Raw genomic sequence first — 26746 nt, 5'->3', positions numbered from 1 at the left:
GATTATTTTTGTTCTTCTGTATTACGGGTCAAGACTTTGTCAATGAGTCCGTATTGAAGTGCTTCTTCCGCTGTTTTAAAGTTGTCACGATCTGTATCGCGCTCAATGACTTCAATTGGCTGACCAGTACGTTCAGCAAGTACTTGGTTCAGTTTATCGCGTAAAGAAAGGATTCGTTTTGCCGCAATTTCAATTTCTGTTGCTTGACCTTGCGCACCACCTAGTGGTTGGTGAATCATCACTTCACTATTTGGAAGGGCATAACGCTTACCTTTTTCACCAGCAGCAAGCAGGAACGCACCCATAGATGCAGCCATACCAATACAAATAGTTGATACCTTTGGTTTAATAAATTGCATCGTATCGTAAATGGCCATACCAGCTGTGATCGAACCGCCAGGGCTGTTAATGTAGATAGAGATATCTTTTTCTGGATCCTCGGCTTCTAAGAAGAGAAGCTGTGATACGATGGAGTTGGCAACATTGTCATCGATCGCAGAACCAAGCATGATAATACGGTCTTTTAAAAGACGAGAATAAATGTCGTAAGCTCTTTCCCCACGATTTGTTTGCTCAATGACTGTAGGTATTAAATTCATAATGTTCCTCCTTCACCTTTTAGGTAAGTATGTAATTCAATGATACATTTTTGGTCAATAAAGGTCAAACAAAATGCTGACCTAAAATCAAATACCCCTATCCATTTTCCCCAAAACTCTTCCACTTCAAACCATCATATGAGTATATGTATGGGAATGAAGAAAATGCATGGACAGGGATAGTGATTAATCATTGCTTTCTTGCAGCATTTCCCTTATAATTTGATATGCTGACGTTCAAAAAACAAATCGTGCGCTCGTAGCTCAGTTGGATAGAGCGGTGGTTTCCGGTACCACGTCTGCCGGGGGTTCGAATCCCTCCGAGCGCGTCTATAGTATCCGATAGGATTCGATTGATCATTTATGAAAGAAGCTGAAAACCCTTTAAAATAAAGGGTTTTTTTGTTTTTTTATGAGTGGTATTGTGTGAGTAAATTGAGAGGAACTTCACTATTTATTAGAGAGTTCATTTTGTATCGAAAAACACAGATTAATATTGTTAAAAAGACAAATTTTCTTGATGATAGGCAATCAAGTAAACTTAATCTATTATTGGAGTATAAAGTCAGTTCATCAATATTCTAAAAGCTTGTTCAACGAAAAGGGCAAAATTCATTCATAAGGAGGCACTAATGAATTGTGAAAGTGTTTTACACCAAATTGAAGTAGCTGTTAAAACATTAATAAAAATAGTAAGTCAATTAGAAGAAGCTGATTTACAAAAAAGACCAACACCTCATAAGCAGTCTATCGGAGAGTTGCTGGAACACATTGCGATCATTTGTGAAGCTGACTGGCGTATTGCAAATGAGGCGACCCAAGAAGAGATGGAAACATTTTATGCTAATGTATCATATAAAACTGTAAAGTCGATAGAAAAAGGCTTAATGACTAATTTTCATTCATTAAAAAATAATTATATGAAATTATCGGACACAGAATTACTGTCTCGTACCACTTCCTATTGGGGTGTGACATATACAAGGTATGAATGGTTGTTAGAGATATTAGCACATGTTTATCATCATAGGGGACAATTACATGCTATGCTTGTTCACTGTTACAATCAAGACCCCAAAATTTTAATGTTTGAATGATGTTTTTCGACTAAAGGGTGTTTTTTGTAAGAAGCACCGAATCCTGATATCACAGGCAGTGGTGTATGGAAGAAAAATAAAGCAGTAAAACAAGGACATGTTCTAACCTATTCAATCAAAGAATTTATCTATGCTGATCCAATCTCAATTGAAAAACAGTCTGCTGCGTTTAAACAAATGCTGCTCAAAAATTAATAGAAAAAAGACAAAGCACTTAAAAAGGAGGCTTTGTCTTTTTTTCTGCTATCCTCTTAAAAATACTAGCCCTAAGACTCATTTATCCCCTTTTCAGGCGTATTTGTTGAGCCTGATCACTGTATAAGATTAACATGGAAGGGAATTGACAATAAGGAGAGGATTCTTGTGGCGAAGGTTTTAATGATTACGTTCCCAGCTGAAGGACATGTGAACCCAATGTTAGGAATGATAAGAGCATTTGTTGATCGAGGTGATGAAGTGCATGTGGTCACAACTGAACATTATCAAAAGCGGATCAAACGCTTAGGCGCTCACGTACATATACATCCAGATTATATTCGCACATTAAGTGTCGAAGAAAGCGATTTAGAGTCCATGCAGCCATTTTTCCATGCCATGCTGCAAACGTCATTAGACATTTTAGAAGTGGTGGAAACTCTTTCTCAACAGCATTCATTTGATTTGGTCTATTTTGATATGTTTGGAGCAGGTGAGCTTGTGCGGGATTACTTACAAATTCCAGGCATTGGTTCGAATCCTTCTTTTGTGCTGCAGGAGGCGCATTTTGATACACCTTTATACAGAAAAGATGAGAAGGCGGCTCATCTGTTAGAAGAAATACATGAACGTTTTGGCGTTCAGCCAACACATTTGATGCAATTCATGAAAAACCGCGGCGAACTGAATATGGTGTATACAAGTGAATATTTTCAGCCGTCTGTTGATGCATTGGATGATTCGTTTGTTTTCATTGGACCGAGCTTTCTAAAACGTGCTGACCAGCATGATTTCCCGTTAGAAGCGCTTGAGCGAGAGAAGGTCGTCTTTATTTCAATGGGAACGGTTCTTGGAGATACTGAAGCATTCTTTAATATGTGTATTGATGCCTTTGCCGACTTTGATGGAAAAGTGATTCTCGCAACTGGTGAAAAAATCGACATGTCTCTCCTAAAAGAAGCGCCATCTCATTTTCTTATCGAGCCTTATGTGCCGCAGCTTGAAGTCCTTGAACTGACAGATGTGTTTGTGACCCACGGCGGGATGAACAGTGTCAATGAAGGTATTCATTATCATGTTCCAATGGTTGTCATCCCGGTTGACAAAGATCAGCCGATGGTGGCAAAAAGACTGACGGATCTCTCTGCTGCTCGTGCACTCGATAAAGACCAGCTGACAGCAAAGCAGTTGAGAGATACTGTAGAGAGTGTACTCGGAAGTGACACATATCGTGCTGGGATTGAAAAGATTGAAGAAAGTTTCCAAACAGCAGGAGGAACAGAAAAAGCATTACGTGTCATTGATCAGTTTATGCAAGCGAAACAGATGCAATAGGTAAGGTGTTTACCCAAGTTGGCCAGCCTGTCTCAATAGGAAACCTACTTGACAAAAAATAACCAATCTTTTATCGTATACGTAACAAACGACGGAAGGGTGACCCAATGCAATGAAGTACTAATCCTATGACCTGTAAGCAAAATGAAAGAACGAAGGCAGTGAGCAAACGATATGTGTTGCTATGTTTGCTGCGTTTTCATTTTTTAGCTTCGGAATAGGATGGTACAGCTTGGGAATCAAAGATTGAAGTGATGGATACGGGGGAGATGTGTGCTCATTTGATGAACCGCATGTCATTCTGTATCGATACGCTTATTTTTGTACACCATTTTGCCTCCTATTCTGAGAATGGGAGGCTTTTTCATGTCTCCTGATACGAAAGGAGAGGGTTGGATGTTACTGAGAGCCCACCAATTAAAAGTATTTCGAAAGGATCGCTTGTTATTTGATATAGAGGAGCTGGCCATTCATCAAGGGGACCGAATCGGTCTTGTAGGGACAAATGGCAGTGGGAAAACGACATTGCTCCATGTACTGGCGGGGAGGGAAAAACCAGACAGCGGCACATTTGCACACACTACAACTTGTACGCTGCTTCCTCAACTAAAGACAGGAGATGGCAGACAAAGTGGCGGGGAGATGACTCAAGCTTATATTGAGAGAGCTTTAAGCCGGCCTTCTGCCCTTTTATTAGCCGATGAACCCACGACTCACTTAGATACGGAGCATATTGAGTGGCTAGAAGAAAAGCTTCGTTATCATCAAGGTGCTCTGATTGTCGTCTCGCATGACCGTGCTTTTTTAGATGCGTTATGTACAGACATTTGGGAATTGGAAGATGGGAAGCTCAAACTATACAAAGGCAACTACAGCGATTTTGCCCGGCAAAAAGAACTCGAACATCGCCAGCACGTGGAGGCGTACGAGGTGTATACCCAAAAGAAAAAACAGTTAGAACATGCACTGCAAAAGAAAATGAAAAAAGCCGACAAAGCGACAAAGCCATCTCCAAAGCTGAAATCCTCGGGGCCTAAAATTGCAAAGCCTTATTATGCAAACAAGCAAAAAAAGCTTCAAAAAACAGCCAAATCTATTGAAACAAGAATGGAGAAATTAGAAAAGGTGGAGAAGGTAAAGGAAGTCCAGCCTCTTCAAATGACGCAGCACACCATGAAGGAAGTGGCAAGCCGCACCATTTTTCGTGTCGAACATGTAGATGGCAAGGCAGGAGATAAAGTCCTTTGGAAAAAGGCGAATGTAGAAGTAAGAGGCGGAGACAAAGTCGCGATCATTGGGAAGAATGGGAGCGGTAAAACGACATTTCTCCGAATGCTTGTAAACGGTCATCCCGGGGTTTTTCGTTCAGAAGCCGTGAAGATTGGTTATTTCAGCCAAGATCTTTCAGGACTGAATCTAGATGAATCGGTCTTACAAAATGCACTGGAACAGGCGATTCAAGATGAGACGATCGTTCGCACCGTTTTAGCGAGACTTGGGTTTCGGGGAGACGATGTGTATAAGCTGACGAACGTTTTAAGCGGCGGGGAACGGGTGAAGACGATGCTTGCAAAGTTGCTCGTCAGTGATGCCAATGTTCTGATGCTTGATGAACCGACGAACTTTTTAGACCTTGCGGCAGTAGAAGCGCTTGAAGGACTTTTAAAAGATTACCCGGGCACAGTTGTGTTTGTCTCCCACGACAGGAGGCTCATTGAGCAGGTGGCTACTCGTATTCTTCATGTGCACGAGGGTACCATTGAACGCTTTGATGGCACCTATGAAGAATATAAACAAAAGGAAGAAAAGCCAGCTGCTACAAAGAAAGAAGAAGAGCTCTTGCTGATTGATATGCAGCTGTCTGAAGTGCTCAGTCGTTTAAGCATCGAGCCTTCTCGTGAGCTTGAAGAGACGTTTCAAGCATTGTTAAAAAGAAAGAAGTTGTTAGAGTCATAAAAAAAAGCCCCTGTGTTTACTGCACAGGGGTCTGTTCGTTTCGTTCTTTTTTCAATTGTTCAAGTTCGCTGACTGTGACAAGCTGGTAGCCTTGTTTGGTGAGTTCATGTATGATCTTCACTGCTGCTCGAGCAGAGCTGTCATAAATATCGTGCATGAGTACGGTTTTGCCATCTGCTGCATGTGAGAGAACATGGTTTGTGATCTGCTGGCTGTTGCGAATTTTCCAGTCTTCAGGATCGACATCCCACAATGAAACGTTCATGCCCACCGCTTGATTGATGTCGGGATTTGTTCCTCCATATGGCGGTCTAAAGTGCGTAGGAGTATAACCGCTGGCCTTTTCAATCAGCTTCTGTGTGTCTTTTACTTGTTTGACCGCTTCTTTTAGAGGGAGTCTCGTTAATAAAGGATGGTTATATGAATGGTTTCCGATCTCATTTCCGCTCTTTAAAATGTCGGCAAGCATTCCAGGATAATACTGAACCCTGCTTCCTAATACGAAAAAGGTGGCGTGTCCTTTATTTTCTTTCAGCGCTGCTAAAATGGTTGAAGTTGTGGCTGGGTTTGGACCATCATCAAATGTGAGTGCGATGGCTTTTTTATTCGGATCAAGCTTTGGCTTTTGCGGCAGCTTGACGGCTTTTCTTTTTGGATTCGGTTCTTTGATTTCATTCTGATTTTTGGTCTTGTTCATATATTCAGGCTTCAAGATATCTTTTAGCAACGTCTTTTTGATCGCTAGCGTTTGCGGACCTAAGTCCTTTGCGGCTACTTGAGAAGCTGGGAAATAGAACTCTATATATTTCTCTTTTAAGGCGAATTGACTGAAGTTTTGATCAGTAGGGGCTGTTCCTTTTTGAAGGAGTGATAGATCCTTAGACAAGGTTTTATCTTTTTTAAGCTCCGTGTATGTAATATAGGATAATTTTTTCAAATAGTCCTTTTTTGGTTGAAATAAATCTTTTGTGTCAAGAAAGTCTTTTTTCTGAAAATCGAAATTGATTGTGACGTGATGAGTGGTCCCATTTTGCTGACCTGTATACGTGTAGGTCGTAAAATAAATGGCCGCAGATTGTTTTGCATAGTGCACCATGTCATAGTCAATATTCAGTTCAAACCGTTTGTTTTCATCAATGTCCTTTGCTTCACTAAATGTCTTTTTGAAATGCTCTAATGCTGAATTCGCATAGCTTTGAATCTTGTCATCTAGCTTTTTTTGATGAAAAAGTGGATAGTTCACCGCATATCTCATAAACTTCCCGTCATTTACAAGAGTGACAATTTCAACATTTTTATAATTCGTATCCTGCTTCACATTTTTCTTCTCTGTACCGCTTGCTTGCTGATTTTGAAAGAATGCAACTGCTCCAATGACGATGGCAAGCGCAAATAGGATGATACTCCATTTTCCCTTTACTGACACAACTTTCAATTCTCCTCTCATGACGGGTCATTCTTTATTTCTTTGACATCTGTTTGTAATATTTTTATAACAATTGACTTACTTTTGTAATTTTAGGGGATTTTCATGCGGAATGTCAACTATTTTCCTATTAAAATACTGTAAAAATTGATAGGTCTTTCAGAACGAGAAAAAGCAGAAGGAAAGAATTCTCTTATTTGCCGTCTACCAATACCTTCAATAATTAAAAAAATGAGCCGTACATTGATTTTTCAGAGGCTGACGGCTATAATTTTGATGATTATGATTCTCATTTTCAAACTGACTTTTAATGAAGAAAAGGATGACACCGATTTTGCCGGATAAGCGAACATCTCAACAAAAACGATCATCACCTATTTTGTTCTTTTTATTGTTTTTTCTCGCTGTAATTGGTTTATTGGCGGCTATGTTTTTGGCTGTTTCCTACGGTGCAAAGTCATTGTCTTTGCAAACGGTCTGGACAGCTGTGTTTGACTATCAGTCTCATGTGACAGAGCAGCAGATCATTCATGAATTAAGGCTTCCACGTGTGCTAGGAGCGGCGCTTGTTGGAGCGGCGTTTGCTGTGGCAGGTGCGCTGATGCAAGGCATTACAAGAAATCCGCTGGCAGATGCGGGGATATTAGGCATTAACGGCGGTGCGATGTTTGTAGTCGCTCTCTGTTTTGCTTTTTTTCCAGGAATGCCTTATTCGGCATTGATGTTATTTTCTTTTTTTGGTGCCGTTCTCAGTACACTGCTGATCTTTGCCATTGGGGCGGCTGGCGGCGTGCTGACCCCACTTCGGCTCACTGTAGCTGGAGCTGTGGTTGCCGCATTGCTGCATGCGCTAAGCTCGGGTATCGCCATTTACTTTGATCTCAGTCAGGATCTGGCTTTTTGGTATGCAGGGGGTGTGGCAGGTGTCAAATGGCCGCAGCTGATGATCCTTGCTCCAGTCATTCTCATTGTCATCGTTTGGGCGATGTTATTAGGACGATCCCTCTCGTTATTATCACTTGGTGAAGATGTAGCTGCGAATTTAGGGGTGAAAACTCGGCAAGTGCGAATACTAGGTATGGCAGCTGCGGTTCTGTTGGCAGGCGTTTCTGTATCGGCGGTTGGGTCTATTGGGTTTGTCGGGCTTGTCATTCCGCATATTGCACGAAAGCTGGTTGGGGTCAATTATCGTTTCGTCATTCCGATGTCAGCGATTTTAGGCGCAATGCTTCTCGTCTTCGCTGATCTTGCCAGCCGGACAGTAAATCCCCCAAGAGAGCTTGCCATTGGCGTCATGGTGGCACTTGTTGGTGTTCCTTTCTTCTTATATATTGCCAGAAAAGAAGGGAGGAACCTGTCATGAAAGAGAAACGGCGTGCTCTTGTCGTGACAGCCGTTTTGCTTTGTCTGAGTGCGGCTGTCGTGCTGTATAGTTTAAATACCGGCACGCTGAAACTCAGTCCTCTCGTTGTCGTCAAAACGTTATTTGGCTTTGGAGATTTCCAAAGTGAGACGGTGCTGTTTGATTATCGTCTGCCTCGAATCGTCGTGACGATACTAGCTGGAATAGGTCTAGGTATTGCAGGTGGCATTTTGCAGAGTTTATCCCGCAATCCACTGGCTGACCCTGGGATTATTGGTCTGAATGCAGGAGCCGCATTCGGCTTAATCATCTTTGTGACGTATTTTCACGTACTAGAAGGAAATCCATCTTTACTCATTCCGCTCTTTACGTTTGGTGGAGGTCTGCTTGCGGCGGCAGTCATCGTTCTTCTTGCGTACGACAGGCATGAAGGGCTTGTGCCTATCCGGCTGATCCTTGTTGGAATTGCCGTAGCTGCGGGGTTTAGTGCATTGACGTTATATTTGTCATTGAAACTGGATGAAGATACATACACCTTCGCTTCAAGGTGGCTTGTGGGAAATGTATGGGGAAGAGACTGGATTCATGTGCTTGCGCTCCTACCTTGGATCGTATGTCTTGTCCCGCTTACGCTCATGCAGTCCAGCACACTCAATGCGTTAACATTAGGTGATGCCGTCGCCTCAAGTGTCGGAGTACGTGTAGAGCGCAAACGACTTTTTCTTCTCACCTTAGCTGTTGGTCTAGCAAGTGCAAGTGTATCGATGACAGGCGGAATTGGTTTTATTGGCCTTGTTGCACCTCATTTGGCGAGGCGTCTTGTCGGCTCACTGCACCAATATTTTTTACCAGTGAGCGCTTTGCTTGGATTGTTGATTTTGGTCAGTGCTGATACACTCGGACGTTCCATATTTGCCCCAAATGCCATCCCAGCGGGTGTGGTTGTGGCTTTTATCGGAGCACCTTATTTTCTCTATTTACTAACAAAAACAAAATAAGAAAGAGGAACTCATCATGAAAAAAGTACTTGTGTTTGGTTTAACGCTCTGTTTCTTGATTCTGGCCGCTTGTGGTCAACAGGAAACAAAGAAGACAACAAATCAAGATGAAAACGGAACACCTAAGATTGCGTCCTTGTCGATTCATTTAACAAATGACTTATTAGCACTCGGGATAAAACCTGCTGGCTCTGTTGTAGGGGGAGACTTAAAAGATTTCCTTCCACATGCGAAAAAGCAGCTTAGCCAAACGAAAAAGCTGGGCATCGCAGCAGATCCTGATATGGAGTCATTGCTTGCTTTAAAACCAGATGTCATTTACGTCGATGAAGAACTGGCTGGACAAGACTTATCAAAATACAAGAAAATCGCCAAAACCGAAGTGTTTAATTTAAATGATGGCACATGGCGTGATCATTTGAAAAAAATCGGCAAGCTCGTCAATAAAGAAAAAGAAGCCGATCAATATATTAAGGACTACAATCAAGAAGCAAAAGAAGTCAAATCACTCATCCAGAAAAAGATTGGAAATGGAAAAGTGATGGCGATTCGTGTAACAGCAAAAGAGCTTCGAGTATTTAGTATGAAACGTCCGATGGGGCCAATTTTATACGATGATTTAGGACTGACACCTGTAGATGGTGTGAAAAAACTGGACAGCAAACGTCCATTTGAAGTCATTTCTCAAGAAGTGCTTCCTGACTTTGATGCAGATGCTATTTTTGTCGTCGTGAACCGTGATGATAAGGCGCAACAGGCATTCAAACAGTTAGAGCAGACGCCGATTTGGAAAGGCCTAAAAGCCGTGAAGAAAAACCAAGTGTATCCGATTGCCGATCAGCCATGGTTAGATTATTCAGCTCTAGGCAACAAAATGGCAATGGATGAAGCAAAAAAGATGTTCTCTAAATAAACAGCACATAAATCAAGGCATCATTCCGCATCTAGGAATGATGTCTCTTTTTTTGATTCGTTCTTCTATTCATTCGCTTTTTGCATACATATGAGAGGGAACGAGCAGTATCGCCCGTATGAAAGGATAAGGGGAGGGGTTACAGTTGAAGGTTCAAAAAATTAGTGCAGGCACTATTGCGAGGCTTGTGCTGCTTTTATTGGCACTTGTGAACAGCGCTCTCACTGCTGCAGGAAAAAGCCCAATTCCAATTGATGAAGAAGGTGTGCAGCAATTCATTACGTTAGCCTTTCTTGGCATCACATCACTATGGGCCTATTGGAAGAACAATGATATTACGAAAAAAGCTCGAACCAAAAAAGAAGAATAACAGAAAACAGAGCCTTTTCATGCAAAAAGGCTCTCAGCATGTAGAAAAACCCTCGCATTCGGTGTCAGTCCTGCGCGCTGGTGCTCACGAATGTCGAATTCGCTCCTAGACTGCAAAGGTTTTCTATCACGCTGAAAAGAAGACAAAGGGCTAAAATAAGTTCATTTTAGCCCTTTGTCCATAAACTGAAAAGAGCCTTTTCATATAAAAAGGCTCTATTTCATCGAAGCGACAAGCGCCTCTCCCCGCAAATTGGTTTGATCTCAGTGGCTTACGCCCGGTGTTCTCCCATATTGGTAAGAAACGCTTTCACTTCCTCGATGGTTAAGCCAATGGCCTTTGCTTCACTCATGAGACGCTTCCATTCTGACATATTTGAGTCGGTCAGCTTTCTATGATGGACATGTAACGTCTTTCCTTCCTGCTCCTTTCTGTAGGTTTGGAGCAGCTGATACAGTTCTTCTTTAGGCATGCCGGATTGGACGGCATGAACGATATGATCCCGCCACTCCTGTTCACCGCCCTCAGCGTAATGAAACATCATCGTTTCTGCATCAAACAGCTCTTGTAAATCAATGTCTAGTGATGAGGATACCTTTTTTAAAAACTGGACAGATGGATTACGATGGACACCACGCTCAATTTTACTCAAATACGATTTAGAGACATGGGCATCTTCAGCCAGCTGCTGGATTGAGTATCCTTTCCTCTTTCGGTAAATGCGTATCACCTTTCCTATCATTCGATATATGATCTCCCTTCTCCCCGGCGAATCGTTCTGCGACCTTTTCGTTCATTATAAGAAATAAATTGTTCTTTATAAAATTCAAAAACGTAAGAAACAGGAAGTAAACAAAAGAAAACGAACGATTTCGTTCTTTAAAAAGAACTATAAGACCTATTATGACATTTTTCTTTGCGGGTATTATCTTTTATAATCCAATCATTAACAAAAAGAAACCATATATAACCTTTTTATGATGAAATCGGGAGGTATCTATGAATGAGAATATAGGTTTTAAGCAGCTGTTTTCTGTCATAAAAGAGAAAATGGCCCTTCTGATCCTGATTGTCCTGATCGTAACGGGCATTTCAGCCTACTATCAGTTCTATGTCTCGACTCCTGTATATCAGGCAACCACTCAAATTCTTGTTCATAAACGAAGCAGTGATGCACAAGCGAATTTAAACGATATTCAGATGAACCTTCAATATACACGTACCTTTCAAGTCCTATTAAAAAGTCCAATCGTTATTGAAAAAGTAAAAGAAACACTCAATCTTACAGAATCGGCGGAAGGATTAAAACACAAAATTGCCACAAGTACAGAAAATGAGTCAGAGGTCATAAATATTTCTGTACAAGATGAGGACCGAGCAAAGGCAGTAGCCATTGCGAATACAGCCACAGAGGTGCTGCAAGAAGAAATCAAAAAAACCATGAATATGGATCGCATTAATGTTTTGTCTGAAGCCAAGCTGTCCAACACGATACTGATGAACTCACGTAAATTCGTTCACATCGTTCTGGCACTAGGCGCCTCTGTATTAGGGGGAATGACACTCATTTTCTTAATGAATTTACTCGATGATACGGTGAAACGAACACATCAAATAAGAGAAGAGATCGGATTGCCGTCGCTCGGCAGTGTCTATCAGATGCAGGCAGACAGGAGGGCAAAAAAAGACAAGCAGTCCGTCATAACGGGAGGACAGAACATTGATTTTTAAGAGGAAAAAACGAGAAAAAAGAGATTTATCCTGTATTTCTGTATTAAATCCTCACTCTGTCATTGCGGAACAATTCCGAACGATCCGAACGAACATCGAATTCACGTCGATTCAAACGAGGTTGAAGTCGATATTGGTCACATCCTCCTTGCCGAAGGAAGGAAAATCATTTACGGCTGCAAACTTGGCAGCTGTTTTTGCACAGCAGAAAAAACGGGTTTTGCTCATGGATGCTGATTTACGTAAACCAGCCATTCATGAATATTTTGATCTGAGTCCGCACACCGGATTGACCAATGTGCTATTAAATAATTGCAGTTTGGAAGAAGCCATTTTGCCTACACCGATTGAGCATTTAGAGCTGCTTCCGAGTGGGACCATTCCGCCAAATCCCGCTGAGCTGCTTTCCTCCTCTGTGATGAAGCAGCTATTTTACGAGATTGAGCAGCAGTATGACATGGTGATTGTTGATTCCACACCGCTTCTGCCTGTAGCCGATGCCAAAATATTAGCGAACCGGACGGATGGAAGCATTCTTGTGGTTTTAAGCGGTAAAACGAAAATTGCCGCTGTGAAGAAATCAAAAGAAGTATTAGAGGGTACGACAGGGAAACTGCTTGGGGCGATGCTAAATGGCAAGAAAGTGAAAAAGGGAAGGCACTATATGTATTAAAGAGATTGATAGGTGATGTCTCCTAATCTTTAACAACGGAGGCACTCGATCCTGCTGTGGGCATGACATATGCCTTAGATGCTCGTCATCGGTAGTGGGATGTGAGGACGGGTTTGATGCCCATTTTACGTAAGAATAGTGATGTTTTAAAAAGGGGGAGGAGCGTTGACTTACGCCCAAAGATTATCAATCATCGTGGCACTAGATTCATATCTCATCTTAGTTGCCGTCTTTTTTGGCTTTCAATTTGTCCAAGAGGCAGCGTTAACCGTATATACTTTTGAAATGCTCGTCATTTCTTCGCTCAGTCTACTGATCGGGCACCATTTGTTTTCGTATATTTTTCACGTGTACAAGCAAGTATGGGCCTATACAGGGGTTAGAGAGCTATTTTCTTTAATGAAGACCTTTGCGTGTTCATTTTTATTTTCTATGACGATGCTGTACATTTTTGTGCAGACATGGCCATTTCGCTTTTTATTTATTGTCTGGCTTTTCCATGTGTTATTCATCGGTGCATCACGAATGGCATCCAGGCTGTTTCATGATGGTGCCAAGCGGTTTCAAGTTGAAAAGGAGCGGGCACTAATCATTGGCGCTGGATCAGCCGGGACCATTATTGTTCGTCAGCTTCAGCAGTCGAGTGATGTACATATTGAGCCGGTCGCTTTCATTGATGATGACAAAACAAAGCATAAGCTTGAAATTATGGGGCTGCCTGTTCTTGGGGGAAAAGAACATATTCAAACGGCTGTTGCGATGATGGATATTCAAAAAATCATTATCGCTATTCCATCCAAAAGCAGTCACACATTAAAAGGACTATATAAGGAATGTGTAGCGACTGGAATCAAAACACAGATTATGCCGGAAATGGAACAGATTTTAAAAGGAACCCACGCGCTGAATCAATTGCGGGATGTACAGCCAGAGGATTTGCTTGGAAGAGAGCCGATTCAATTAGATACAAGCCGTCTATCCGTTCACCTAAAAGGAAAAACGATTATGGTGACAGGAGCTGGCGGGTCTATCGGGTCAGAAATCTGTCGTCAAATTTGTGTATTTTCCCCTCGGGCGATTGTGCTTGTGGGACATGGAGAATTTAGCATTCATTCTATTTTACTAGAGCTGAAAGAATTGTATGGAGACAGCATTAGCCTATATCCACAAATTGCGGATATTCAAGATAAACAAAAAATGAGTGAAATCGTTGGTCATTTTCAGCCGGATATGATTTATCATGCCGCCGCACATAAACATGTCCCGCTCATGGAAATCAGCCCGAAAGAAGCGGTGAAAAACAATATCATCGGGACAAAAAATGTGGCAGAAGCTGCACATGAGCACGGAGTTGAAACATTTGTCCTCATCTCATCTGACAAAGCGGTCAACCCTGCCAATGTGATGGGAGCGACAAAGCGATTTGCTGAAATGGTGATTATGCAAATGGGGGCAAGCAGTGAAACGAAATTTGTCGCCGTCCGGTTTGGGAATGTACTCGGAAGCAGGGGCAGTGTCATTCCGATCTTTAAAAAACAAATTGAAAAAGGCGGGCCAGTGACTGTCACGCACCCAGCCATGACAAGATATTTTATGACGATACCAGAAGCATCAAGGCTTGTTATTCAAGCTGGTGCACTAGCAGAAGGAAGGCAGATTTTTGTTTTAGACATGGGGGAGCCAGTCAAAATTGTCGACCTCGCAGAAAACCTCATTCACCTCTCAGGCTACACCACAGATCAGATTCCAATCACATTTACGGGGATTCGTCCCGGAGAGAAAATGTACGAGGAGTTACTCAACCAGCATGAAAAAGCACAGGAGCAAATTTTCCCGAAAATCCATATCGGCCATGCCTTGGATGGTGATCCGTATGTGCTGAACCGCTTTATTCACGAATTTAACATGATGAGTGACGATCAATTAAGACAGGCCTTGTTTGCCGCCATTGAGTCGCATGATGTATTGCCTGAACCGATGCAACGAGAGGAGGAGCCACTTGCTAATGAAGAAAAAAGTCTTGTTTTGCGCAACGGTTGATTATCATTTTAAGGCATTCCATCTCCCGTATTTCAGATGGTTTCAGGAACAAGGATGGGAAGTGCATACAGCGGCAAATGGCCAGCTGGAGCTGCCGTATGTAGATCAAGCGCATTCCATTCCGATTCAGCGTTCCCCTTTTCATTTGCACAACCGACTTGCTTATGTGGAGCTGAAAAAGCTGTTAGAAAAAGAGCATTATCAGTTCATCCATTGTCACACACCGATGGGGAGTGTCATTGGCAGGCTAGCGGCCAAAGGGACGCGCAAAAAAGGGACGAAAGTTCTTTACACAGCGCATGGGTTTCACTTTTGGAAGGGGGCACCGCTTCAAAATTGGCTGCTTTATTATCCAGTTGAGAGATGGCTCGTTCAATATACGGATGCACTCATCACCATTAATGGAGAAGACTATGAAAGAGCCGATCGTCTGTCAAAAGAGAAGGCGGCTGTGCATTATGTTCCCGGTATGGGTGTCGATATGAAGCGATTTGCACCAGTTGATGACAAAGAAAAAGACCGCCTTCGTAAAGCATATGGTTTTACCACGCAAGATTTTATCGTGCTGTGTGCTGGTGAATTAAATGACAATAAAAATCAAGGAATGCTCATCAAAGCTTGCGCGCAGGTGTATCGGAATATACCACATGTGAAAATTGTATTTGCTGGAGAAGGGACAAGTCGGTCGTCCTATGAAAAGCTGGTCTGTCAGCTGAATCTTGAGGAACATGTACAGTTTGCGGGATTTTGCAAACACATCGAAGATTGGATGCATCTGAGCGATGTCTGTGTATCAACCAGCTTGAGAGAAGGACTTGGGATGAATCTTCTTGAAGCAATGTCTGCTGAAAAGCCGGTGATTGCAACAGAAAATAGAGGGCATTGTGAGCTCGTCAAACATGGAGTGAACGGCTTTTTAGTCAAACCGCATGATGTGAATGGTTTAGCCGTTTATTTACAACAGCTCTACCATAAAAAGGACCAGCTTCACCTAATGGGGAAAGCGGGACGTTCTATGGCTCACGCATTTGCACAGGAGCAGACGGTAAGTGCAATGGAGGAAATTTACACAACGTATATGGACCAAAAAGAGAAGGTGATGTGAGCATGCGTCAGCCGAAAGTATCGATTATCATGGGTGTTTACAATTGCCAAGAGACAGTAGAAGAAAGCATTGAATCGATTCTCCGTCAAACCTATGAAAACTGGGAGCTCATCATATGTGATGATGCATCAACAGATGGCACCTATGAAAAAGTGCTGAACTATACCATGCGTGATCCCGATAGAATTCGCCTCATTCAAAACGAACACAATCAAAGACTTGCCGCCAGTTTAAATCGTTGTCTCACTGAAGCGAATGGAGAACTGATTGCAAGACAGGATGGCGACGATATATCAGTGTCTACACGATTAGAAAAACAGGTTCATTTCCTTGAAACACATCCAGAATATGATGTGGTTGGTACGGCGATGACGGTGTTTGATGAGTCAGGGGCGAAGGGCGTTCGAGCCCTTGTCTCAGAGCCTGATCGAAGGGTGCTAGCAAGAGGAACGCCTTTTTGTCATGGGACGATTATGATGAGAGCGTCTGCCTACAAGGCTTTAAATGGCTATCGTTCTGTCAAAACAACTAGACGGATGGAAGATATCGATCTTTGGATTCGTTTTTTTGCTGCGGGGAGAAAAGGCTTTAATCTGCAAGAGCCCTTATACCTTGTAAGGGAGGATGAAGCGGCCTTTCAGCGCCGGAAATTCCGATATTCAATGGACAATGCCTGGCTTGTGTTACAAGCATGCAAGCAATTAAAATTGTCGCCGTTTGATTATCTCTTTGCGCTTAAACCGGTCATCCGTGCCTGTATGTCACCAAAGATCATGAGGTTTTATCATCAGCGGAAACTTGGAGGATCTATGGTGAAAAGGAGGGCGATTCGGGATGAGTGAGCCAAAGCGTGTACTTCATGTTGTGGGCGGAATGAACAGAGGCGGAGCAGAAACGATGATCATGAACATCTATCGTGCAATCGACCGAAATGTTCTTCAATTTGATTTCATTACCCACCGGGAGGATGCCTGTGATTACGATGAGGAAATTCGTCAGCTTGGCGGGCGGATTTTTTATGTCCCAAGTATTGGAGCGTCCTCTCCATGGACGTTTGTCCAAACGTTGACGAAGACGATCGAGCAAACGGGACCTTATCAGGCGGTGCATGCACATACAGATTTTCAAACGGGCTTTTCTGCCCTTGCTGCGAAACTGGCAGGTGTGAAGATACGCATTTGCCATTCACATAATACGGCTTGGAAACAGTCTCCTAGCCGGGTGGATCATTTGATGCTCAAAGGATTTCGTCAGCTGATCTTTGCCTTTTCTACGAAGCTTGTTGCATGCGGTGAAGATGCCGGTGTCTTTTTATTTGGACAAAAAAGAATGCACGATGGACGAGTGGACATTTTGCCAAATGGGATTGATTTGAATCTTTTTTTTCAGTTGGAGCCAGAAGCGAAGGTGAAGATGAAAAAAGACCTCCATCTTCACGAGAGAAAACTGATCATTGGACATATTGGCCGATTTCATGAGCAGAAAAACCATGTTTTTTTCATCGAATTAGCGCAGACACTGAAAAAACAAGGGGTCTCCTTTCAGCTAGTTCTCATAGGAGATGGGCCGCTCCGGGCAGTGGTTGAATCGTATGCAGAGAAAGCAGGATTAATGGAAGACATTGTGTTTACGGGCGTTGTCTCAGAGGTTCCGCAGTATATGAAAGCATTTGATGTGTTTGTGATGCCGTCTTTGTTTGAAGGTCTTCCGCTCGTATTAGTGGAAGCGCAGGCATCTGGACTCCCATGTGTGATTTCAGATCATATCACAAAGGAAGTCGATTTAGGCTGTGGGCTTGTGAAAAGGAAATCCTTGCAAGATTCAGCACATGAGTGGATGAAAGCCATACTAGAAGCTTACCATGCAGACCCTCCTCTTCAGGAGACGATTATTTCTCAGCTTGGCCTTAGAGGATTTGATGTGAAACAGAACATCACCCGTGTGATGAATGTGTATGGATTGTAAGGAAGGATTGGCAGATGGCGGTTTATTTGGTGAACATGATCATGGTCTATTTATGGTCGAGCTTTGCTGCATTTTATGGCAGACGTGATGATACCATACAAAGCGGCTGGCGGCCGAACAAGCTTCTGGTGTTTTTTCCGTTTTTATTTCTTTGTATTGTGGCGGGCATACGTTACAAAGTAGGAACTGATTTCGTAACCTATGGACAAATGTATGAGTTCTCCGTCAACTATGACAAGCCTTGGCATATTTTCGGATTCGGTGTAGACAAGGCCGCCACTGATCCGGGCTTTACATTGATCTTGTGGATGCTCAATCAACTGTCACATGAGCCGCAAATCATGTATATCACAGTTGGGATCATCACCTATTTTTTTATTATCAAAACACTTGTGCGATATGGACGGCCATTTGAGCTTAGTATGCTACTATTTCTCGGCACATTTCATTATTACGCTTCGTTTAATGGCATGCGGCAGTATATGGTGGCAGCGATTCTTTTTTATGCCATCCATTTTGTCATCAAAGGTCAGTGGAAATGGTATTTTCCGCTCGTGCTTGTATGCGCGCTGTTTCATTCATCGGCACTCATTATGATTCCAGTCTATTTCATCGTCAGAACAAAGGCATGGTCTTGGATGATGCTTGTGTTATGTATGATTTTTCTAGGCTTAACCGCTCTGTATGACCGCTTTGTCTCCGTGTTTGTGGTGATGCTGCAAGGGAGTTCTTATGGTCATTACGAGGAGTGGCTGACAACGAATACGAATGGAATGAATGTGACGAAAATTGGTGTCTTGATTTTGCCGTTATTGCTTGCGTTCTTTTGTCGAAAACGACTTCGTGAGCTGACGCCAGAGAGTGATTATATTGTGAATTTTTGCTTGCTTGGATTTTTGTTTGGCATCCTTGCAACGAAGGATGTCATTTATGCAAGATTTCATATTTACTTTGGTCTGTATCAGCTCATTTTACTGCCTTATTTCACACGGATTTTTGATCAGCGAACCAATTTCTTTATGTATATCGGAATTGCGGTTTGCTATATTTTGTACAGCATCATGCTGATGCCGTTTGATTCTTCTGTTTTACCGTACCGAACGATTTTTACAAAGTAGATTTGAAGAAAGGTGGGGCTTGCTGTCATGCCAGCTATCAGTCTATTGGTCGCAGTCTATAACACTAGTCAATATGTGGAGCAGTGTCTTCAATCGATTGCAGACCAAAGCTTTTCAGATATAGAGGTCATCCTTATTAACGATGGATCTACCGATCACAGTGGAGACATCCTTGAAGCGTTTGCTGCGCGTGATGAGCGATTTCGGGTGATTCACCAAATCAATCAAGGGCTGGGAGCGGTGAGGAACAGGGGCATAGAAGAAGCAACAGGAACGTATCTTGCCTTTGTTGATTCAGATGATGTTCTCGCTCCTCAATACTGTGAGGCTTTATATCAAGAAGCCGAAAACACCGGTGCCGATCTTGTTGTCAGTGAATATTGGATTCAGTTTGAACAGTCAAAACGGATCATACCGACGACGCTGTTAGCTCAGCAGGAAGCCGATAAGACAAGTTTAATAGAATCGTTATTACATGGTGAGATCACGGGATTCTCATGGAATAAGCTGTATCGGCGGGCGTTTATCGAAAAGCATCATATCCGTTTTCCGTTGAGAGGTGAGCTTGAGAATATTGAAGATCAATATGTCACGCTGCGCTGTTTTTCTTTATCACGTGTCATTGCCTTTGTTCATGAGCCGCTTTATTATTACCGGGTTCATTTGTCATCCATTGTCCAGCGATATCAAAAGCAGTATTTTCAGCATGGACTGGCGTTTTATGACGCGCAGCGTTTGTTTTTAAAAGAGCATGATGAGCTGACACCATATGAGAAGGCTTTTTATTTTTTTATCGTGAATCATACGCTGCATTGTATGCTCAATGAATGGAAGAGCCAAAATTCCCTGTCCTTTCAAAAAAAGCTTGGTCATATGCGTGAAATGGTGACACATGAAGCTTTTCAGAAGGCTGTGAAACAAGTGGAACCATCGAAGCTGACTGTGCGCAAGCGAATGATCTTATTCCTTGCTAGGCTGCAGTGGGTGTATCCGCTCTCTGTCGCAGCTTCAAGCTATCAAAAATGGATTGAATATCAAACGAGAAAATCGGGGTGATGATTGTGACATTGCAGCAATTAAAAGCACATGCCGCAGAGTGGCTGCTCTTAAAGGTCAAGTATCCGCTCCAATATAGGTTGAGCCGCCAAAGACTGCCAGAGCTGCGTCATCAGAAGAAAATCATTCTCACGCTGCTGCCGGCACATGACAACTTAGGTGATCACGCGATTGCCTATGCCAGCTGCTGTTTTTTACAAAAGCACTTTCCAGACTATCAAATCATAGAAGTAGACATGCAGGAGATGTATCGTCTAGCACGTCCGCTGAAGCACGCGCGGCACCCAGAGGACATTGTCTGTATCATCGGCGGGGGCAACATGGGCGATTTATATCGATATGAAGAATGGACAAGACAATTTATCATGAATGCCTTTAAGTCCTATCCCGTCATTCAGCTGCCCGCTACTGCTCATTTTACAGAAACAAAGAGAGGGAAAAGAGAAGAACGCCGCGCTATTCAAGCATATCAACAACACCCGAGGCTTCTTTTGATGGCAAGAGATCAAACCACCTATCAATGGATGAAGCAGCATTTTCCTAATAAAGAGGTGTGGAAACAGCCTGATATGGTCCTGACATTAGACGAAACATCAAAGAGTCAAACCCGTGAAGGTGTGCTGCTTTGTCTGCGTGAGGATAAGGAGGCATATCTCACGAAAGAGAAACGAGAACAACTGCAGGAGCATATCAAAGAAACGTATGATCAAGTTGGTTTTATCACAACGACCATTGGTAAGCGAGTGAATCGAACGACTCGTTTAGAGGAATTATCCACGTTATGGACGCAGTTGAGACAGGCACAAGTCGTCGTGACAGATCGACTGCATGGCATGATCTTTTGTGCGATCACACATACACCGTGTGTTGTCATCAGGTCATTTGATCATAAAGTCATGGAAGGATATGAATGGGTAGCGCACTTGCCGTTTATGACCCTGTTGAAGGAACCAACGGAGGAAGCGGTGAAAAAGGCCGTTCATCAGCATATGAAAACAAGCGGACAAAAGGGAGAGGAAGCTGGATGAAGGCCCTTAAACACTGCGTGAAATCACCATGAACCGTGCGTTTCTTTACAATGTTAGTGCAAATGTGATGACGTTTATCTTGATGATGCTGATGTCTGTTTGTTTAACGCCTTACATTGTTCATACACTTGGAGTGGAAGCGTTTGGTCTGATTCATCTGACGCAAAATATGATCAATTATTTATCGGTCATTACGGCTTCATTAAGTGCTGTGGTGGTGCGTTTTTTTTCTGTTGCGGCTCATAAAGGAGAGATGGAACAAGCGCAGCGCTATCTCGCTTCCTATTTTGTCAGTTCTCTCTTTTTATCCATCTGTCTTTTTTTACTTTGTCTATTCATGTCTCAGCAGCTGGTTGATTGGCTCCATGTGCCTGCTCATCTTGCAAAAGATACACAGATCGCCTTTGTGTTAGGGGGTCTTTTATTTATGCTCAATTTCGTCATGTCTGGTATTGGGGCGGCACCATTTTATGCGAACAAATTATATGTATCGAGTGTTGGACAGGCCATTCAGATGTTTGGCAGGGCGCTTGTGATTGTTCTGTTATTTACCGTGACAACACCAGCCATTTGGCATATTCCGCTTGCAGCCGTTATAGGGAGTCTCGCCGCTTTGGGAATGGGTCTCTATTATTTTAAGAAACTCATTCCTTGGTTTTCGTTTAAGTGGCGGTACGTTTCTTTATCTTCAAGTCTCACGCTGGTTCGATCAGGGGTGTGGCATTCATTTGAACAAATGGGCATTTTGTTGTTTTTACAAATCGATTTATTGATGACCAACTTACTGATTGGGGCAGAAGCGACTGGACAGTATGCCGCCATTTTACAATTTCCATTATTATTGCGCACCCTTGCAGGGACACTTGCGGTTGTGTTTGCGCCAACGATCACAAAATTATATTCAAATCAAGACGAGCAGGGGCTCATTCAATACGCTGCCAAAGCCATGAAATGGAGTGGTTTATTTGTGGCATTCCCCGCGGCTCTGTTAGGAGGTCTTGCCGGTCCGCTCATGCTGTTATGGCTTGGACCAGCCTTTGAGGAGCTGAAATGGCTGCTGATGATTCATGCGGCTTATTTGTGTTTCACGTTGATGTTTTTACCGCTGACCTATGTACCGACTGCCTTTAACCGATTTAAAGTGCCGGCGGTTGTGACACTCATATTAGGCGGTTCCAATGTCCTGTTCGCCTATGGACTGACTCACCTACTTCAGCTCGGGTTATATGGCATTGCATCAGCAGGAGCCGTTGTTTTATTGATGAAAAATATCGTCTTTCTCCCATTGTATACAGCCAAGATCACGAAACAGAAAAGTACCATCTTTTATAAACATACAGTCGTTCCGCTGTTTGGGGCTCTGTTCATATGGGGGATCTGTGCCGGCATTCAGGCTGTGTATGATGTGACGAGATGGTGGGAGCTATTTTGTATTGGCGGAATATGTTTCGTTCTCTACTTAGGCTATTTGTATCAATTTGCAGGAACAAAACAAGAGCGGATACAGCTCATGTGTAAGGTGAAACAAGCTGCTATTGAACGAGCTGTCTCCCGCTAGTGTGGAAAGGAGAAGCAATGATGAAAAGAATAATAGATGTGGTCGTGGCACTGACACTGCTCATCGCAGGGAGTCCTCTTTTCCTTCTCATCTATGGACTCATTCGGTGGAAAATCGGAGCTCCTGTGGTGTTTCGACAAGAGCGGCCTGGTCTGTACGGACAGCCGTTTATGCTTTATAAATTTCGGACGATGACCGAGGAACGCGATGAACATGGCGTACTGCTTCCAGACCATCTTCGATTAACAAAAACCGGCGCCTTTATTCGTAAGCTCAGTCTTGATGAATTGCCGCAGCTTGTCAATGTACTCAAAGGGGAAATCAGTCTCGTTGGACCAAGACCGCTTTTAATGGAGTATTTACAAATGTACACAGAGGAGCAAGCGAAGCGTCATCTTGTGAAGCCTGGTATCACTGGATGGGCCCAGGTGAATGGGAGAAATACTCTCTCTTGGGAGGAGAAATTCACCTATGACCTCTGGTATGTAGAGCATCAATCGTTTTGGCTCGATATGAAAATCTTATGGATGACCTTACTGAAAGTCATCAAAACAGAAGGGGTGCAGCAGCCAAATCATGCAACAGCTGAAAAATTCAAAGGAACCGATACGTAAAGAGCAGCCCATTGGCTTAATAGGGGCTGGCGGACACAGCAAGGTCATTCAGGAGTTGATTTTTTTGCATCCTGATTACTCATTGTGTGCGGTATTAGACGATCGATTTGAGGAAGCTGACACTCAAACCGGCATTCTGCATGGTCCGATTTCTATCAGTCAAAAGGTAAGAGATGAAATACCTGATATGCAATGGCTGATTGCCATTGGGCAAAACGAAATCAGACAGAGGGTCAAAGAACGTCTCGCATTTGAAGAGAGGGCATTTGCCACACTGATTCATCCAGAGGCAGTTGTGAGCTCGTCAACGAAGGTTGGCCGGGGAACGGTTGTGATGGCAAGGGCTGTTGTGCAAGCAGATGCAGTGATTGGTGAGCATGCCATTATCAACACCGGTTCTATCGTGGAGCATGACTGCTTTCTCGAATCCTTTACGCACCTATCCCCGGGAGCTGTGCTCACCGGCTGTGTCTCTGTGCGAGAGGGTGCTCATATTGGAGCTGGGGCTGCTGTCATACCTGGCAGAACCATTGGAAGCTGGGCAGTAATCGGCGCAGGAGCGGCAGTGACCCGAGATATACATGATCAGAAAGTCGCTGTAGGCGTTCCTGCAATTGAGATCAAAGATCGAAGAGAAGGTGGGAAATCATGAGAGACAGGAAACGAATCTACTTATCTCCTCCTCATATGAGTGGAAAAGAACAGAAGAAAATAGAGGAGGCATTTAAAAGCAATTGGATTGCACCATTAGGACCGCTTGTAAATGAATTTGAGCAAGTGGTCGCGGATTATGCAGGCGTGAAGAGTGGAGCGGCATTATCTTCAGGAACAGCAGCCATTCACCTTGCCTTAAAACTCATTGGCGTTCAAAAGGGAGATATGATCTTTTGTTCCACTCTCACATTTGTTGCCAGTGCAAATCCTATTTTATATGAACAAGCGACGCCTGTTTTTATTGATTCAGAAAAAGAGACATGGAATATGTGTCCGCTGGCGTTAGAGAAAGCCTTTGCTGAAACAAAACGACTTGGGAAAAGACCCCGTGCGGTTATTGTCGTTCATTTATACGGACAAAGTGCGAAAATGGATGAAATCATAGCGGTGTGTGAGGCATATGATGTGCCAATCATTGAAGATGCGGCTGAATCGTTAGGCAGTTTATATAAAGGAAGAAAAAGCGGTTCAATAGGCAGGTTCGGTGTTTACTCTTTTAACGGAAATAAAATCATTACAACATCAGGAGGCGGAATGCTTGTCAGTGATGATGAAGCAGCCATCGACCGCTGCCGATTTCTCGCGTCACAGGCAAGAGAACATGCCCTACACTATGAACATCAAGAGGAGGGATATAACTATCGGATGAGTAACCTGCTCGCAGGTGTAGGAATTGCACAAATGGAAGTGTTAGAGGAGCGTGTTCAGCAAAAACGTCGCATTTTCGAGCGTTATCAAGATGCTTTAGCCGATATTGAGGGCCTTCAATTTATGCCAGAATATCAAGAAACCACATCAAACCGCTGGCTGACCACATTCACCATGGATCATCATGCACAGATGTCTCCAGTAGAGATGATAGATGCTTTAGAACAAAAGCAGATTGAAGCAAGGCGTGTATGGAAGCCACTGCACCAGCAGCCGCTCTTTCATGGTTATCCTTTTTATACAACAGCCGATGAAGTCCCTGCATCTGAGTTGTTATTTGAGACAGGTCTTTGCCTGCCATCTGGTACAAGCATGACAGACGCGGAACAGGAGCTTGTCATTGATACACTGTACAACGCCCTGCAAAAGAAAGCATTACCCTCCTCATAGGCTGCTCGTTCATCAGCAGCCTGCCTCTCTTTTTAACAAATCTCTTAATTTGTGGAATAATAAGGAATATATATTGTCATTTCGTTTCAAATATGATATTGACAACAGAGTCCTTCCTCCTTAAAATGAAAATGATTATCAGCATCAATTAGGAGGAGCAACTTATGTCTATTTGGAGTAATTTTCCGAAAATTAAAATAAATACAATATTACCTATCCTACTGATCTTCTTACTAGTAGGCTGTTCTCAAGCAAATAATGGAGCAAGTGGAGACAAGGATCATCCCGATATGATCACCATGGCATGGCCAAGAGATATTGGCGAAATGAATCCACACATATACAATCCATCACAATTGTTTGCCCAATCCATGATTTACGAACCATTGGTGAGCTATCAAAAAAATGGGAAGCTTAAACCTGAATTAGCAAAATCATGGGATGTTTCCAAGGATGGCAAGGTGTATACGTTCCATCTTAGAGACAATGTCACGTTCTCAGATGGATCTAAATTTAATGCGAACATTGTGAAAAAGAATTTTGATGCGATTTTAAAAAACAAAGAAGTACATAGCTGGTTAGGTGTCATAAAGAAAATTAAAAAGACAGAAGCAGTGGACAAGCAAACGTTTAAACTCATATTAACTGAGCCTTATTATCCAACTGTTCAAGAGTTAGCTGTTGTGCGCCCCGTTCGTTTCCTAGGCGAAGCAGGTTTTCCGAAAAACGGAGATACATCAAAAGGAATCGAAAAACCAGTGGGAACAGGTCCTTGGGTATTAAAGACGTACAAAAAAGATGATTACGCGATTTTTGAACGAAATGACCACTACTGGGGAGAGAAACCAAAGGTCAAAGAAATCAAAGTGAAGGTCATTCCAGATGCCGAAACAAGAGTGATGGCATTTGAAAAAGGCGATGTAGATCTACTTTACGGAGAAGGAACGATTAGCCTTGATGCTTTTAAACAACTAGAGGCGAGCGGCAAGTATGAAACGAAGATGTCAGAGCCTGTAGCCACAAGACAGCTTGTCATGAACACAAAAGTCGATCAGCTGTCAGATGAGAAAGTGCGTCACGCCCTTCAGTATGCGATCAATAAAACATCATTGGTGGAAGGTGTGACCTCTGGATTAGAGGATGTAGCAGATCACATCTTGCCGACAAACATGCCATATACGTCAGGCATCCGGGTGAAATCTTTCCAGTATGATGTGGACAAAGCGAAGGCTTTACTGGATGAAGCGGGCTGGACACTTCCAAAAGGAAAAACCATACGGGAAAAAGACGGAAAAACGCTTGAGTTTAGTATGATGTATGACTCAGCAGAATCGATTCAAAAAACAATGGCTGAAACACTGCAGGCAGAATGGGCAGCCATTGGCGTTGGTGTCAAACTTGAAGGTGTCGAGCTGGCGACGCAGGTTCAGCGGTTTAAAGCGAACAAATTTGATATGAACTTCTTTAGCAATTACGGAGCGCCGTATGATCCGCATACATTTATGAACGTTGTCTCATCAGATGGTTTTGGATTCAAAGAGGCGATCTCAGCGTATCCGAATAAAGATAAGCTGATCAAAGAAATGACGGAGATTCCATCGACAACTAATGAAAACAAACGCAAAGCACTTTATTCGTCCGTCTTATCATCCTTGCAAGATCAAGGGGCGATTGTGCCAATCTCTTATTTTAAAAAGACAGCTGTTTATCAAAAAGATGTGAAGGACTTTGATTTCCCTGCGAATCGAGATGAACATCCTTTCACAGGCATCAAGCTGAAGTAACAGAAGGAAG

General features: G+C 43.0%; 24 protein-coding genes and 1 tRNA gene. 22 read left to right on the top strand and 3 right to left on the bottom strand.

The window, feature by feature from the left end; translation table 11 throughout:
- Positions 1-2 precede the first annotated feature (2 nt).
- Complete coding sequence (gene clpP / locus LCD34_RS07290; RefSeq protein ID WP_007500118.1) at positions 3-599, bottom strand: ATP-dependent Clp endopeptidase proteolytic subunit ClpP; 597 nt, start codon at positions 597-599, stop codon at positions 3-5.
- A gap of 253 nt (positions 600-852) precedes the next feature.
- Between clpP and LCD34_RS07285 the strand changes: the two genes are divergently transcribed.
- The 4 genes from LCD34_RS07285 to abc-f all read left to right on the top strand — a co-directional run bounded on the left by LCD34_RS07285 (position 853) and on the right by abc-f (position 5182).
- Positions 853-928 (top strand) — tRNA-Arg (locus LCD34_RS07285).
- A gap of 303 nt (positions 929-1231) precedes the next feature.
- On the top strand, positions 1232-1696 hold the full coding sequence (locus LCD34_RS07280) for a DinB family protein (RefSeq protein WP_058336952.1): 465 nt from the start codon (positions 1232-1234) through the stop codon (positions 1694-1696).
- Positions 1697-2059: 363 nt separating this feature from the next.
- Positions 2060-3226, top strand: coding sequence for a macrolide family glycosyltransferase (locus LCD34_RS07275; protein WP_224558728.1), 1167 nt, complete (start codon positions 2060-2062; stop codon positions 3224-3226).
- A 396-nt stretch (positions 3227-3622) separates the two neighbouring features.
- A complete protein-coding gene (abc-f, locus tag LCD34_RS07270; protein ID WP_224559416.1) occupies positions 3623-5182 on the top strand; it encodes a ribosomal protection-like ABC-F family protein in 1560 nt (519 codons plus the stop codon).
- A 16-nt stretch (positions 5183-5198) separates the two neighbouring features.
- Here the strand turns inward: abc-f and LCD34_RS07265 are convergent, their stop codons facing one another.
- A complete protein-coding gene (locus LCD34_RS07265) occupies positions 5199-6608 on the bottom strand; it encodes a polysaccharide deacetylase family protein (RefSeq protein WP_041091297.1) in 1410 nt (469 codons plus the stop codon).
- Between the two features lie 310 nt (positions 6609-6918).
- On the opposite strand from LCD34_RS07265, the gene LCD34_RS07260 reads away from it, so the two are divergent.
- The 4 genes from LCD34_RS07260 to LCD34_RS07245 all read left to right on the top strand — a co-directional run bounded on the left by LCD34_RS07260 (position 6919) and on the right by LCD34_RS07245 (position 10252).
- The gene (locus tag LCD34_RS07260) at positions 6919-7971 is read left to right on the top strand and encodes a FecCD family ABC transporter permease (RefSeq protein ID WP_038475387.1); all 1053 of its coding nucleotides are present in this window, start codon (positions 6919-6921) and stop codon (positions 7969-7971) included.
- Positions 7968-8969 (top strand): FecCD family ABC transporter permease, encoded by a 1002-nt coding sequence (locus LCD34_RS07255; RefSeq protein ID WP_025208010.1) that lies wholly within the window; start codon positions 7968-7970, stop codon positions 8967-8969. The genes LCD34_RS07260 and LCD34_RS07255 overlap by 4 nt, the downstream gene beginning before the upstream one ends.
- A 16-nt stretch (positions 8970-8985) precedes the next feature.
- Positions 8986-9882 carry an iron-hydroxamate ABC transporter substrate-binding protein gene (locus LCD34_RS07250; protein WP_007500130.1) on the top strand — a complete coding sequence of 299 codons (897 nt, stop codon included), beginning with the start codon at positions 8986-8988 and terminating at the stop codon, positions 9880-9882.
- A 145-nt stretch (positions 9883-10027) separates the two neighbouring features.
- On the top strand, positions 10028-10252 hold the full coding sequence (locus tag LCD34_RS07245; RefSeq protein ID WP_008347764.1) for a phage holin: 225 nt from the start codon (positions 10028-10030) through the stop codon (positions 10250-10252).
- A 271-nt stretch (positions 10253-10523) separates the two neighbouring features.
- Here LCD34_RS07245 and slrR read toward each other — a convergent pair whose 3' ends face one another.
- The gene (gene slrR, locus LCD34_RS07240; protein ID WP_007500131.1) at positions 10524-10994 is read right to left on the bottom strand and encodes an HTH-type transcriptional regulator SlrR; all 471 of its coding nucleotides are present in this window, start codon (positions 10992-10994) and stop codon (positions 10524-10526) included.
- Between the two features lie 257 nt (positions 10995-11251).
- Here slrR and LCD34_RS07235 point away from each other — a divergent pair, with 257 nt between their 5' ends.
- The 14 genes from LCD34_RS07235 to nikA all read left to right on the top strand — a co-directional run bounded on the left by LCD34_RS07235 (position 11252) and on the right by nikA (position 26736).
- Positions 11252-11983: a YveK family protein gene (locus LCD34_RS07235; protein ID WP_024719858.1), complete on the top strand. Its 732-nt coding sequence runs from the start codon at positions 11252-11254 to the stop codon at positions 11981-11983.
- Positions 11973-12656, top strand: coding sequence for a CpsD/CapB family tyrosine-protein kinase (locus LCD34_RS07230; protein ID WP_008347761.1), 684 nt, complete (start codon positions 11973-11975; stop codon positions 12654-12656). Before LCD34_RS07235 ends, LCD34_RS07230 begins: the two co-directional genes overlap by 11 nt.
- A gap of 165 nt (positions 12657-12821) precedes the next feature.
- Entirely contained in the window at positions 12822-14696 is a 1875-nt protein-coding gene (locus tag LCD34_RS07225) for a polysaccharide biosynthesis protein (protein ID WP_024719856.1), read from the top strand.
- Positions 14662-15801: a glycosyltransferase family 4 protein gene (locus tag LCD34_RS07220; RefSeq protein ID WP_047945663.1), complete on the top strand. Its 1140-nt coding sequence runs from the start codon at positions 14662-14664 to the stop codon at positions 15799-15801. The genes LCD34_RS07225 and LCD34_RS07220 overlap by 35 nt, the downstream gene beginning before the upstream one ends.
- 2 nt (positions 15802-15803) lie before the next feature.
- Complete coding sequence (locus LCD34_RS07215; protein ID WP_224558727.1) at positions 15804-16643, top strand: glycosyltransferase family 2 protein; 840 nt, start codon at positions 15804-15806, stop codon at positions 16641-16643.
- Positions 16636-17766: a glycosyltransferase family 1 protein gene (locus LCD34_RS07210; RefSeq protein ID WP_224558726.1), complete on the top strand. Its 1131-nt coding sequence runs from the start codon at positions 16636-16638 to the stop codon at positions 17764-17766. The genes LCD34_RS07215 and LCD34_RS07210 overlap by 8 nt, the downstream gene beginning before the upstream one ends.
- A gap of 14 nt (positions 17767-17780) precedes the next feature.
- Positions 17781-18884 (top strand): EpsG family protein, encoded by a 1104-nt coding sequence (locus tag LCD34_RS07205; protein ID WP_050826622.1) that lies wholly within the window; start codon positions 17781-17783, stop codon positions 18882-18884.
- Positions 18885-18911: 27 nt separating this feature from the next.
- Positions 18912-19940, top strand: a complete 1029-nt coding sequence (locus LCD34_RS07200; protein WP_224558725.1) for a glycosyltransferase family 2 protein — start codon at positions 18912-18914, stop codon at positions 19938-19940.
- Complete coding sequence (locus LCD34_RS07195) at positions 19940-20968, top strand: polysaccharide pyruvyl transferase family protein (RefSeq protein WP_263490645.1); 1029 nt, start codon at positions 19940-19942, stop codon at positions 20966-20968. Before LCD34_RS07200 ends, LCD34_RS07195 begins: the two co-directional genes overlap by 1 nt.
- Before the next feature lie 28 nt (positions 20969-20996).
- Positions 20997-22526 carry an MATE family efflux transporter gene (locus LCD34_RS07190; RefSeq protein ID WP_224558724.1) on the top strand — a complete coding sequence of 510 codons (1530 nt, stop codon included), beginning with the start codon at positions 20997-20999 and terminating at the stop codon, positions 22524-22526.
- A 20-nt stretch (positions 22527-22546) separates the two neighbouring features.
- On the top strand, positions 22547-23140 hold the full coding sequence (locus LCD34_RS07185; protein WP_017359198.1) for a sugar transferase: 594 nt from the start codon (positions 22547-22549) through the stop codon (positions 23138-23140).
- Positions 23103-23792, top strand: coding sequence for an acetyltransferase (locus LCD34_RS07180; RefSeq protein ID WP_224558723.1), 690 nt, complete (start codon positions 23103-23105; stop codon positions 23790-23792). Before LCD34_RS07185 ends, LCD34_RS07180 begins: the two co-directional genes overlap by 38 nt.
- Entirely contained in the window at positions 23789-24952 is a 1164-nt protein-coding gene (locus tag LCD34_RS07175; protein WP_224558722.1) for a DegT/DnrJ/EryC1/StrS family aminotransferase, read from the top strand. The genes LCD34_RS07180 and LCD34_RS07175 overlap by 4 nt, the downstream gene beginning before the upstream one ends.
- A 164-nt stretch (positions 24953-25116) precedes the next feature.
- Entirely contained in the window at positions 25117-26736 is a 1620-nt protein-coding gene (gene nikA, locus LCD34_RS07170) for a nickel ABC transporter substrate-binding protein (protein WP_224558721.1), read from the top strand.
- Positions 26737-26746 lie beyond the last annotated feature (10 nt).

The organism is Bacillus sp. RAR_M1_44, assembly GCF_020165935.1.
Classification (GTDB): Bacteria; Bacillota; Bacilli; order Bacillales; family Bacillaceae; genus Bacillus; species Bacillus altitudinis.
This window is presented reverse-complemented; position numbering and strand designations above follow the sequence as displayed.

What these genes read in the sequence shown, in the direction of transcription:
- clpP (WP_007500118.1), bottom strand. Translation starts at nt 599, where the DNA reads ATGAATTTAATACCTACAGTCATTGAGCAAACAAATCGTGGGGAAAGA.
- LCD34_RS07280 (WP_058336952.1), top strand. Translation starts at nt 1,232, where the DNA reads ATGAATTGTGAAAGTGTTTTACACCAAATTGAAGTAGCTGTTAAAACA.
- abc-f (WP_224559416.1), top strand. Translation starts at nt 3,623, where the DNA reads ATGTTACTGAGAGCCCACCAATTAAAAGTATTTCGAAAGGATCGCTTG.
- LCD34_RS07260 (WP_038475387.1), top strand. Translation starts at nt 6,919, where the DNA reads ATGAAGAAAAGGATGACACCGATTTTGCCGGATAAGCGAACATCTCAA.
- LCD34_RS07255 (WP_025208010.1), top strand. Translation starts at nt 7,968, where the DNA reads ATGAAAGAGAAACGGCGTGCTCTTGTCGTGACAGCCGTTTTGCTTTGT.
- LCD34_RS07250 (WP_007500130.1), top strand. Translation starts at nt 8,986, where the DNA reads ATGAAAAAAGTACTTGTGTTTGGTTTAACGCTCTGTTTCTTGATTCTG.
- slrR (WP_007500131.1), bottom strand. Translation starts at nt 10,994, where the DNA reads ATGATAGGAAAGGTGATACGCATTTACCGAAAGAGGAAAGGATACTCA.
- LCD34_RS07235 (WP_024719858.1), top strand. Translation starts at nt 11,252, where the DNA reads ATGAATGAGAATATAGGTTTTAAGCAGCTGTTTTCTGTCATAAAAGAG.
- LCD34_RS07220 (WP_047945663.1), top strand. Translation starts at nt 14,662, where the DNA reads ATGAAGAAAAAAGTCTTGTTTTGCGCAACGGTTGATTATCATTTTAAG.
- LCD34_RS07215 (WP_224558727.1), top strand. Translation starts at nt 15,804, where the DNA reads ATGCGTCAGCCGAAAGTATCGATTATCATGGGTGTTTACAATTGCCAA.
- LCD34_RS07210 (WP_224558726.1), top strand. Translation starts at nt 16,636, where the DNA reads ATGAGTGAGCCAAAGCGTGTACTTCATGTTGTGGGCGGAATGAACAGA.
- LCD34_RS07205 (WP_050826622.1), top strand. Translation starts at nt 17,781, where the DNA reads ATGGCGGTTTATTTGGTGAACATGATCATGGTCTATTTATGGTCGAGC.
- LCD34_RS07200 (WP_224558725.1), top strand. Translation starts at nt 18,912, where the DNA reads ATGCCAGCTATCAGTCTATTGGTCGCAGTCTATAACACTAGTCAATAT.
- LCD34_RS07195 (WP_263490645.1), top strand. Translation starts at nt 19,940, where the DNA reads ATGATTGTGACATTGCAGCAATTAAAAGCACATGCCGCAGAGTGGCTG.
- LCD34_RS07190 (WP_224558724.1), top strand. Translation starts at nt 20,997, where the DNA reads ATGAACCGTGCGTTTCTTTACAATGTTAGTGCAAATGTGATGACGTTT.
- LCD34_RS07185 (WP_017359198.1), top strand. Translation starts at nt 22,547, where the DNA reads ATGAAAAGAATAATAGATGTGGTCGTGGCACTGACACTGCTCATCGCA.
- LCD34_RS07180 (WP_224558723.1), top strand. Translation starts at nt 23,103, where the DNA reads ATGCAACAGCTGAAAAATTCAAAGGAACCGATACGTAAAGAGCAGCCC.
- LCD34_RS07175 (WP_224558722.1), top strand. Translation starts at nt 23,789, where the DNA reads ATGAGAGACAGGAAACGAATCTACTTATCTCCTCCTCATATGAGTGGA.
- nikA (WP_224558721.1), top strand. Translation starts at nt 25,117, where the DNA reads ATGTCTATTTGGAGTAATTTTCCGAAAATTAAAATAAATACAATATTA.